We start from the raw sequence: 9,247 nt of genomic DNA, 5'->3' as shown, positions 1-9,247 counted from the left end.
GCATTAATCACCGCGATATCGCCGCGGTTGAATTTGCGCATTCCTTTGCCACCGGGAGTGCAATCACGCACGGTAGCCTGAATTCCAGGCAGATCGGCATCTTTGTTAAACAACCCCATGAATAATCATTTAACACGCGTTGCCGCCGGTGGTGGCCAAGGCGCGCCTTGCAGCAGCGCGGCAATCTGGTAGCGGCGGTATCTACCGCTGTTGTTTATCGCGGCTTGCTTTCTCCAATAACTCCGCTGCATGTGCGCGCCCTGTCGCCGTATCATCCAGACCTGCCAACATGCGCGCGAGTTCTTCAACGCGTTGCTCGTGGTCCAAGGTCAGCACGCCAGACGTTACGGTCTCATCTGTGACTTCCTTGGCGACGTGCAAGTGGGTATCCGCATACGCCGCGACCTGCGGCAGGTGCGTGACGACGATCACCTGATTGTGCACCGCCAAGCGCGCGAGCCTGCGGCCAATCTCGACGGCAGCGCGGCCGCCGACGCCAGCATCCACCTCGTCGAACACCATCGTCGCACCCGTGGTTCCGGCAGAGATAATGACTTCGAGCGCCAACATGACGCGGGATAATTCACCACCCGAGGCCGCCGTCGACAGTGGTTGTGCGCGCGCCGCATCGTTGGGAGCCAACAACAACTCGACCTCGTCAGCGCCATATTCGCTCGGTGCGATCTCGCGGACGGCGACTTCCAAACGTGCCTTCGGCATCGCGAGGCCTTGAATTTCTGCGGTAACGGCTTTTTCCAGTTCACCGGCTGCGCTACGCCGGGCCGCCGTGAGCTCGCTGGCTGCTGCCCGCATGTCTTTTTCTGCTACCTTGACCTGTTTTTGCAGCTCTTCCAATGCCTGCGCAGAGGTATCAATGCTGGATAACCGCACACTCGCCTCGTCCTTCCAGGTAATCACTTCGCTGATCGTCGGCGCGTATTTCCGCGTCAGCGTTTTCAGCTCATGCTGGCGCTGCAAGGATGCTTCCAGCTCGTCCGGGTCTGCGGGCAACTCGCCCAAAAACCCACCGAGTTCGGCAGAGATTTCACCCAATTGGGTGGTGATTTCACCCAGCTTGTCCGCGATGGCAGCAAGCTGCGGATCTTCCGAATCACGCACTGCAGATTCGGCCTGCCCCAACAAGGTCGAAGCGGGATCTGTTTCGGTGAAGCCATCTTCGCCGCCGGCAGCTTCCGGCCCATCGATCGCGGTCAGCGCCGCCATAGCTTGTTCGCGCAGCGAATCTACATCCTGCAAACGGCGAATCCGCTGGATGAGTTGTTCATCTTCTCCCGGTTCCGGGGCAATCTGCTCAATTTCGTCGATCGCGAACTGGAGCCGGTCAACCTCTTGAGCCAGCTCGCGACGCGATTCCGTGCGGACTTTGAGGTCGCGCTGCAGTTTTTTCCATTCGCGGTAATGCTGTTGATAGTTCTGCAAAAGACGTGCATTTTCCGGCGCATACCTGTCCAATGCGGCACGTTGCTGCTCAGGCGCTAAGAGGCGCAGCTGGTCATTCTGTCCATGAATAGCCAAAACATAGGAAGAAAATTCCGCCAGTTTGGCCGCCGGTACCGACCTTCCCCCAAGGTGTGCTTTCGACCGCCCCTGCGCACTGACTGTTCGCGCAACAAGGTACTCGCCGTTTTCGTCGGCAGCCCCACCGCCAGACTCGACCAGTTCTGCCACTGCCTGCTGTGCACCAGTGCTCAACTCGTCGGCAAGAAAGCTACCTTCGACCACGGCTTTGTCCGCCCCGGTGCGCACCCGTGAAGCATCGGCGCGTGAGCCGGCCAACAAGCGCAGGCCTGTGACCACCATGGTTTTTCCGGCACCGGTCTCGCCGGTCAGCACAGTCAGCCCGGTGGATAATTCTGCTGTGGCGTGATGGATCACGCCCAGGTCTGTGATAGTGATATCTGCGAGCATAACCTTGGCCTACTCGCCTCCCCCTCGTGCATTGTCATCCTGGCTCGCGGAGTAGTTGCCGCGCCGCAGCCCGCGCGGGCCACGCCAGCCTTCTACCGGGAGCCAGAATTTGTTGACCAAACGATCAGTGAACGGTTTGTCATCCAAGCGTACCCACCGGATTGGGTGTGCGCCGCGGACAACTTCCACACGAGAACCCGCTGGCATGGTGATTTGCCGGTGTCCATCCATGATCGCAATCGCTTCATCAGTCTCAGACGCCGATTCGACAGCCACCGTCGAGGCTGGCGAAACCACCAAAGGCTTTGCAAATAGCGCGTGCGCATTATTCGGTACCACCAAAATCGCATCCAACTCAGGCCACAGCACCGGGCCGCCGGCAGAAAACGAATATGCCGTCGAGCCCGTCGGTGTAGAAATCAGTACCCCATCGCAACCAAAAGAACTAACCGGGCGGCCATCGACTTCTAGAATCGCATCCAGCACCCCGCGTCGATTCTGGCTGTGCATGCTGACTTCATTCAGAGCCCACGACCTACCGACTTCAGCTCCAGCGGCATCGACGACGACGGTATCAATCGTCATCCGGTCTTCGATGCGATAATCACGCTTGACGACGCGTTCTATTGCGGTTTCCAGGGATTCTTCTTCCCATTCCGCCAAAAAGCCGACGTGCCCCATGTTGATTCCAAGAACCGGGACGTCGACTGTGTGCGCGAGATCAGCCGCTCGCAAAAACGTGCCATCTCCACCGAGCACCAGCACCAGCTCGCAGCCCAATGCTGCGTTGGGTTCAGCGTCGACAAGCGGGTACTGCGATAAATACTCGTGCTCGCGAATCCCTGCGGTGCGCTTGTCGACGACGATACGCACCGAGATATCAGCCGCGGATAGCAACCGCACGACGCGTTCGGTGGTTGCCACGTTTCCCATGCTGCCGGTGTGTGGGACCAACAAGACGACGCGGTCAGCACTGCTCGACGTTGCATGCTCGCTCGTCGTATTCAACCTCGTCACTGTGGTCCTTCCTGCACCGCGCGCCGGATAAGTTCGCGGAGTTGTTGCCCGGACGGTTGCTGCTTGCCACCGTCTTTAGTAAGCCATAGGAAATATTCTACGTTTCCATTCGGACCTGGCAACGGTGAGGCCCCAGCAGCCACCGTAGATAGACCTAATTCGGCAGCAAATTCGGCCACACCGAGGGTGACCTCCGCGCGTAATTCCGGGCTGCGCACCACCCCAGTTTTGCTCAGGCGTTGTTTGCCGACCTCAAATTGCGGCTTCACCATGGGTAGAAGATCGGCCCCGTCGGCAAGCACCTCCACGATCGCGGGCAACACCAACCGCCAGGATATAAACGACAAGTCGCCCACCATGGCGTCGCAGTAACCGTTGGTATCAGCGCTAGTGAGATAGCGCAGGTTAAGTTGTTCCCGCACGCTCACTCGAGGATGCTGACGTAACCGGGGAAGCAGCTGGTCGCGGCCAACGTCAGCCGCGATGACTTCGGTCGCGCCGCGCTGCAAACACACATCGGTAAAACCGCCGGTAGAAGCGCCGGCATCCAGAATCTTTTTGCCCTGCAGACTCAGCCCTGCGGGTTCAAATTGTTCAAGAGCACCGAGCAGCTTGTAAGCACCCCGCGAGGCCCAGGCCGGCTCGTCACTGCCAGTGACGACAATCTCGGCATCGCTACTTACGGGCAGCGCAGGCTTTTTGGCTACTGCTCCATTGACGGTGACTTTGCCTGCTTTGATCTCGCTGACCGCGTGTTCCCTAGAGCGTGCGAGCTCGCGCGCAACGAGCACCGCATCAAGCCGACGCGGCCGACTCGCTGGACACTCGCTTTCGTGGCTGGGTGAAGCAGGCATTGTTACTCCTGGTCTGGGCTGATCCTGAACTGCTGATCTGGATAATTGCGGCTGCTATTTTTCCTGCAAGCCACGCTGTAATACCTGGTGGGCGCGTTCCAGTTGGTCTGCCTGTGTGGCTAAATCTTCCGGTTGCTCGGAAAAGACTTCCGCGAGCTCGTCGGCAAGCTCATGTGGGGTAATCGCAGGAGCGTTCGGATCATGCGGTTTCGGTACCGGCATTGATTATTCCCAATCCGCAGCAGCGCGTTCAGCTGCCTGAGAACGCGGGTGAATATAGCGTGGAGGCTTCGGCATCGCCCACGCCACTTCCAGTACGGTGCGCAGGGCAGCCAGAGAATTGGCGGATTGCGCGGCCGCGGAGGCTTGAGCAGTTCCAGCACCGTTTGCGGGTTCAGTATCGCCGCGTTCGAGTAACACGTCGTGTCCGTCGCCACGGGCAGTAAAGCCTGCTTGCGGGCCCGGACGCAATTGTTCGCCAGGCTGTAGGACAGCAGAAAAATCAGCACCAATATAGGTAGGACGGTGCTCTACTGGGGCCTCGAGCAGTTCGATCGCGCCTGACACGCCGGTCATCACATGCAGCGAGGCAAATCCCGCGTTATTAGCGCCTGCGATATCGGTGTTGAGGCGATCACCGATGCATAGCGGGTTCTTCGCTCCAATGGCTTGTGCGGCGAGGTGGAATAACTCAGGTTCGGGCTTTCCGACAGCGCGCGGATACACGTCCGTCGAGGCGGTCACCGCAGCAGCCATCGCGCCGTTGCCCAAGCAAAAACCACGCTCGGTCGGCAAGGAGGTATCTGCGTTGGTCAACACGTAACGGGCGCCGGCACGCAGAGCTAATGCAACTTCGGATAGTTGCGACCAGCCAGTCTCCGGGTTATGCCCTTGGACGACGGCAGCGATCCCCGCGCCCGCAGGATCGTCACTGGCAGAGGTGCACACCGCATAGCCTGCTTCTGCAATCAACTCGTGCAACCACGGTGTACCGACGACGAGAACTTTCGCACCAGGGTCTACTTCCTGCTGCAGTACCTGTAGTACGGCGTCTGCTGAGTTGAACACGGTCGGCGACTCGTCGTTGATGCCCAGTCTGCGCAACTTGTCTGCCACCACCGAATGTGGATTCGAGGCGTTGTTGGTGACGAAGGCTACCGGCAGCGAGATCTCGTTCAGCGTCGCTATGGCTGCTGCAATAGCGGTATCGCCATTCCAGACCGTGCCATCTAAGTCAACGAGCAAACCGTCATGTTGATCAATCAGCGCCATTAGTTCTCCTCTAGTTCGGCCAGCCGTTCTTCAGCGTCCGTCCATTCTTCTTCGTCGATGCCGGCAGCATGGTTGAACCATTCAACGGCTTCGTCGCGACGGCCTGCTTCCAGCAACGCATTGGCGTACGCGTAACTCAGGCGCACCGCAGCCATCCCGCGGTCTGCTTTGTCTGGGTTCGCGCGTTGCAAAGTGATCACGGCACTGTCTGCCTGGCCTTGGTCCAAGCGGGCGCCCGCGGCAACGATAGCTAGTTCAATAGCCTGGTCGGGGTCCAGTTCTTTCGCTTCTGGGGCGCGGGATAGTTCGATGGCTTTTTCGGGTCGGCCCAGACCGCGTTCGCAGTCTGCCATGACGGCCAACAACCCTGGCCCGCCGTGCATGCGTCGGGAAGCCCGCAGCTCGGAGAGCGCTTCTTTCCACTCCCCGGCATGGTAGGCGGCGATGCCGTTCACCTCGCGAACGACAGAGACCCGGCCGGCGCGGTCCTTCGCGGAACGCGCGTGCCGGAGTGCCAACTGTGGGTCTTCTTCCATCAGCGTCGCGGACATGATCATGTGCTTGGCGACGGCATCAGCGTTTTCTCTCGATAGCACCTTCAGGTCTTGCAGTACCGATGGGTCGAGATCGCTTGGATTAACGTCATCTGGCAAATCGGGATCCGCTGAGCGTTTGTTGAGGCGTTCTTCGCGGAAACCAGGCCGTTGCGGTCCTTTGCGCGGTTGTGCGGAACGCTTCGGCCCGAATTTCTTCTCACCCCGATGTTGGTCGTGGGTACGTTTATTGCCGGTCCGCCGCTGCCCTCGCGCGGGTTTGTTCATGAACGATCCTCTTTCTAATTTTTCTTGCTTGCCAACAGCTTTCGGGCATCACGCTGCACATTTCGCGAGCCAGCTATGGGCTGTGGCTATATCTCTTAGTCAGTTTAGCGAACGCAGAGCAGTCACGATAGCTCACCGCTAACACCTGCAGCCCGTTCAGCTTCCCTCTCGTTGAACGGTGTATGCAACAGCGACGATAGGATGGGTGCACTGCATAATTGAAATATCTGAAATGACTGAAAGCGCGTTCGAGAAAGACATCATGGCACGGAAATCAACCAATGTAGTTTCGCTGATTGCGCTCGCGGTAGCGGGGCTCGGTACTTATTCATTTTTCACCGATAGCGCTCAGCCCGATGAGAACGAGGCAGACAGTAGCCAAGAGGTAACGGTTTCTCATGTCGTCGACGGTGACACCATTAGAGTCTCCAAGCCAGGCGCAACGGAAACCACGCGAGTGCGTCTGTTGAATATTGACACCCCGGAGCTCAACAAAGAGTGCTATGGCGAAAAAGCAAAAAGATTCGTCGAGGATTTACTTCCGGAAGGTTCCACCGTGCGGCTCGAATATGATCAAGAACGCACAGACCACTATGGACGCGAGTTAGCCGGAGTATATGCAGACGAAACCTTGGTGAACAAAGAGGTTGCCGCGGCGGGCCTTGCAGTCCCGGTGCTGGTGCAGCCTAATGACTTATATTACGACGAAATTAGCGACGCAGTTGCAGCCGCCAAGCACGAAGGCAAAGGTGTATTCGCAGCCGATAGTGGCTGTAGTTTCGCCGACTACAAAACCAGAAACTGACACACTGGCACGCTGACACACACGCATTACCGAACTCAGGGAGCGATCAATGACCGTACAAAGATTGCAGCAATTCGGCGAGACAATCTTCGCCACGATGACGCAACTGGCCACAGAACATAACGCAATCAACTTGGGCCAAGGCTTCCCAGATTCCGATGGCCCACCGCGCATGTTGGAGATCGCTAGCGAGAATATCGCTGCGGGTAACAACCAATATGCTCCACTCCGCGGCGTACCGACTTTGGTGCAGGCAATCGCCGAGTCTTACAAAGTACCGCAGGAGAACGTCACGGTCACCGTCGGCGCCTCCGAAGCCATCAGCGCAACTGTGTTGGGCTTGGTCGAACCTGGGCAAGACGTCATTGTGCTCGAGCCGTATTACGATGCCTATGCGGCCGCCATTGCGCTTGCCGACGCGAACCGCATCGCGGTTCCACTCAGAGCATCGGGCGAGTCTTGGGATGTCGATGTAGAGGCCGTACGTGACGCAATAACTGACAACACCGCGATGATCATCATCAATTCCCCGCATAATCCCACTGGCGCTGTGTTTAGTAGTGCGGCACTGGAAGCGCTGGCAGCGTTGTGTATCGAAAAAGATCTGCTTGTCTTGGCCGATGAGGTTTACGAGCATCTAGTATTCGGTGGCCACGAGCATGTATCAATCTCGTCGTTTCCGGGAATGGACAAACGCACAGTGGTTGTATCTTCTGCAGCGAAATCATATAGCTGTACTGGTTGGAAAACTGGCTGGGCCATCGCGCCGCCACATTTGTTGGACGGAGTACTAAAGGCGAAACAGTTCATGACTTTCGTGTCCACGACTCCATTTCAACCTGCCGTGGCACATGCATTAACCAATGAAGCTGAATGGCTTAGCGACATGGTGCGCGAACTTGATGCTTGTCGTGAAATTCTTGTAGGTGGGCTACGCGATGCGGGATACGGTGTACACGACTGTCGTGGAACCTATTACCTAGTTGCAGATGTCAAGGCCTCTGGCATGGATGGGGTGGAATTCTGTCAACAGTTGCCAGAGACGAAAGGCGTCGCGGCAATCCCGTTATCTGCTTTTACAGATGAACCTGAGCCTTGGAAGTACAAGGTTCGTTTTGCGTTTTGTAAACGGCCGGAGGTCATCCGGGAGGCAGTAAAACGTCTGCTGGGTTAGCGGGGTTGCCCGCAAATCGTGGACACGTTGTTAAGCTGCTTAGGGGTTAAACAGCGGCCTTCTTATTACCATTTTGATCAGCGAGCTGGGATTCGAAATCGACGGGGCTTACCATCCCGATGAACGAGTGGCGACGGCGCCGGTTGTGCAATCCCTAGTTCTTGACAGACCTGCCACAGCTGTTCGCTGGTGAACTGGGGACCACGATCGGCGTGGCAGACCAAGCCATCGGGTACGTCACCACGCAGGATCTAAGCCATGCGCAGTGCACGTTCAACCAGGTAAGAATCCTGCACACTACCCATGAACCAGCCGAGGACTCGGCGGGGAGTGTCCATCGCGGACAACACATAGGTACAGCCAGCCCTCATTCGTGTCTAGATAGGTAATATCCGACATCCACACTCGATTAAGCTGGCCTTGATCAAACAGTCGTTTCACCAGGTCTGCAAGCGTGGATTTCCGCTTGGATTGAATCGTCGTTACGAGAACAAACGCCCTGGGTGAGATGTCATGAATTTGCCTGACGCACTGGTCGAGGAATCTCTGATGCTGATTTTCACCACGAAGCCGTACTGCTTGAGCCTGCGCCCATTTGTAGTAGCCAGAACGGGAAACCTCTAATAACCTGCTCATTCTTTTTATGCTGTAGTTCGCCTTGCTCTGACTGTATTAGCTCAAATTTTTCCGATCGCGTTGCCTCAAAGCGAAGAAGGATGTGGCTTTTGACAAGAACTCATTATCCATCTTGACCTCAGCTAACTCACGACGCAGGCGAGCGTTTTCGGCTCGTATATCGGCATCACTGTGGCCATCTACTGAGCCTTGGCGTTCCCGCTCGAGATTGACCCACCTGCCCAAAATTGTGGCTGATACGTTAATTTCCTTAGCCACATCAGCGATTGGGCGCCCGGTCTCGATGACCAGTCTGGCGGCCTCCTGCCGGTACTCCGGGGTGTATTTCTTCCTTGACGAACTCACAATGAACATCCTCTCTTACGGACACGAGATCCGCACAAATTGGGTGTCCACTACTCGAGGGGAACCTCACTTCATATAGCTGAGTGAAGACTGTCTGACTTAGTTAAGTCCCGCATAAGAATGCAAACCCGACACCACTTGGTTGATAAAAAACAAATTAAAAATCATTGTTGCAAAGGCTAGGACATTCACCCACGCAGGAAGAACCTTACCGACAGATCGCGTAGCCCGGGCGTGAAGATAGGCAGCATAAAGTACCCATGTAACTAGAGACATTGTTTCCTTTGGATCCCAATTCCAGAATCGTCCCCAAGCAGCCTCAGCCCAGATAGCGCCAAAGATAATCCCCAGACCGAAAATCGGAAGGGCCCATATACATGTGCGGTAAGCGAGG

At 56.8% G+C, this 9,247-nt stretch carries 10 protein-coding genes; 2 read left to right on the top strand and 8 right to left on the bottom strand.

The features are described 5' to 3' along the window. Window positions 1–201: 201 nt before the first annotated feature. Genes recN through RCH87_RS09175 form a run of 6 tightly spaced genes read right to left on the bottom strand, consistent with a single transcriptional unit; the run spans window position 202 to window position 5,893 of the window. The gene (gene recN / locus RCH87_RS09200) at window positions 202–1,929 is read right to left on the bottom strand and encodes a DNA repair protein RecN (protein ID WP_306516400.1); all 1,728 of its coding nucleotides are present in this window, start codon (window positions 1,927–1,929) and stop codon (window positions 202–204) included. Between the two features lie 9 nt (window positions 1,930–1,938). Beyond that, entirely contained in the window at window positions 1,939–2,946 is a 1,008-nt protein-coding gene (locus tag RCH87_RS09195) for an NAD kinase (RefSeq protein WP_373690971.1), read from the bottom strand. Continuing rightward, window positions 2,943–3,800: a TlyA family RNA methyltransferase gene (locus RCH87_RS09190; protein ID WP_306516399.1), complete on the bottom strand. Its 858-nt coding sequence runs from the start codon at window positions 3,798–3,800 to the stop codon at window positions 2,943–2,945. Before RCH87_RS09190 ends, RCH87_RS09195 begins: the two co-directional genes overlap by 4 nt. A gap of 54 nt (window positions 3,801–3,854) precedes the next feature. Next, a complete protein-coding gene (locus RCH87_RS09185; RefSeq protein WP_306516398.1) occupies window positions 3,855–4,022 on the bottom strand; it encodes a hypothetical protein in 168 nt (55 codons plus the stop codon). Window positions 4,023–4,025: 3 nt separating this feature from the next. Then, window positions 4,026–5,072 carry an HAD-IIA family hydrolase gene (locus RCH87_RS09180; RefSeq protein WP_306516397.1) on the bottom strand — a complete coding sequence of 349 codons (1,047 nt, stop codon included), beginning with the start codon at window positions 5,070–5,072 and terminating at the stop codon, window positions 4,026–4,028. After that, complete coding sequence (locus RCH87_RS09175; protein ID WP_306516396.1) at window positions 5,072–5,893, bottom strand: hypothetical protein; 822 nt, start codon at window positions 5,891–5,893, stop codon at window positions 5,072–5,074. Before RCH87_RS09175 ends, RCH87_RS09180 begins: the two co-directional genes overlap by 1 nt. Window positions 5,894–6,125: 232 nt before the next feature. On the opposite strand from RCH87_RS09175, the gene RCH87_RS09170 reads away from it, so the two are divergent. Next, entirely contained in the window at window positions 6,126–6,698 is a 573-nt protein-coding gene (locus tag RCH87_RS09170; RefSeq protein ID WP_306516395.1) for a thermonuclease family protein, read from the top strand. A 49-nt stretch (window positions 6,699–6,747) separates the two neighbouring features. Continuing rightward, window positions 6,748–7,872 carry an aminotransferase class I/II-fold pyridoxal phosphate-dependent enzyme gene (locus RCH87_RS09165; protein WP_306516394.1) on the top strand — a complete coding sequence of 375 codons (1,125 nt, stop codon included), beginning with the start codon at window positions 6,748–6,750 and terminating at the stop codon, window positions 7,870–7,872. 672 nt (window positions 7,873–8,544) lie between these two features. On the opposite strand, the gene RCH87_RS10430 is transcribed toward RCH87_RS09165, so the two are convergent. Continuing rightward, window positions 8,545–8,853 (bottom strand): transposase, encoded by a 309-nt coding sequence (locus RCH87_RS10430; protein ID WP_373690970.1) that lies wholly within the window; start codon window positions 8,851–8,853, stop codon window positions 8,545–8,547. A 99-nt stretch (window positions 8,854–8,952) separates the two neighbouring features. After that, window positions 8,953–9,247: cytochrome c biogenesis protein CcsA (gene ccsA / locus RCH87_RS09155; RefSeq protein WP_306516393.1), on the bottom strand; the 295-nt coding region annotated here is incomplete at its 5' end.

It is taken from the genome of Corynebacterium sp., from assembly GCF_030826625.1.
GTDB lineage: Bacteria > Actinomycetota > Actinomycetes > Mycobacteriales > Mycobacteriaceae > Corynebacterium.
This window is presented reverse-complemented; position numbering and strand designations above follow the sequence as displayed.

Bases quoted from the DNA above. Each gene is read 5' to 3' on its own strand.
- recN (WP_306516400.1), bottom strand. From the start codon at position 1,929: ATGCTCGCAGATATCACTATCACAGACCTGGGCGTGATCCATCACGCC.
- RCH87_RS09190 (WP_306516399.1), bottom strand. From the start codon at position 3,800: ATGCCTGCTTCACCCAGCCACGAAAGCGAGTGTCCAGCGAGTCGGCCG.
- RCH87_RS09185 (WP_306516398.1), bottom strand. From the start codon at position 4,022: ATGCCGGTACCGAAACCGCATGATCCGAACGCTCCTGCGATTACCCCA.
- RCH87_RS09180 (WP_306516397.1), bottom strand. From the start codon at position 5,072: ATGGCGCTGATTGATCAACATGACGGTTTGCTCGTTGACTTAGATGGC.
- RCH87_RS09175 (WP_306516396.1), bottom strand. From the start codon at position 5,893: ATGAACAAACCCGCGCGAGGGCAGCGGCGGACCGGCAATAAACGTACC.
- RCH87_RS09170 (WP_306516395.1), top strand. From the start codon at position 6,126: ATGACTGAAAGCGCGTTCGAGAAAGACATCATGGCACGGAAATCAACC.
- RCH87_RS09165 (WP_306516394.1), top strand. From the start codon at position 6,748: ATGACCGTACAAAGATTGCAGCAATTCGGCGAGACAATCTTCGCCACG.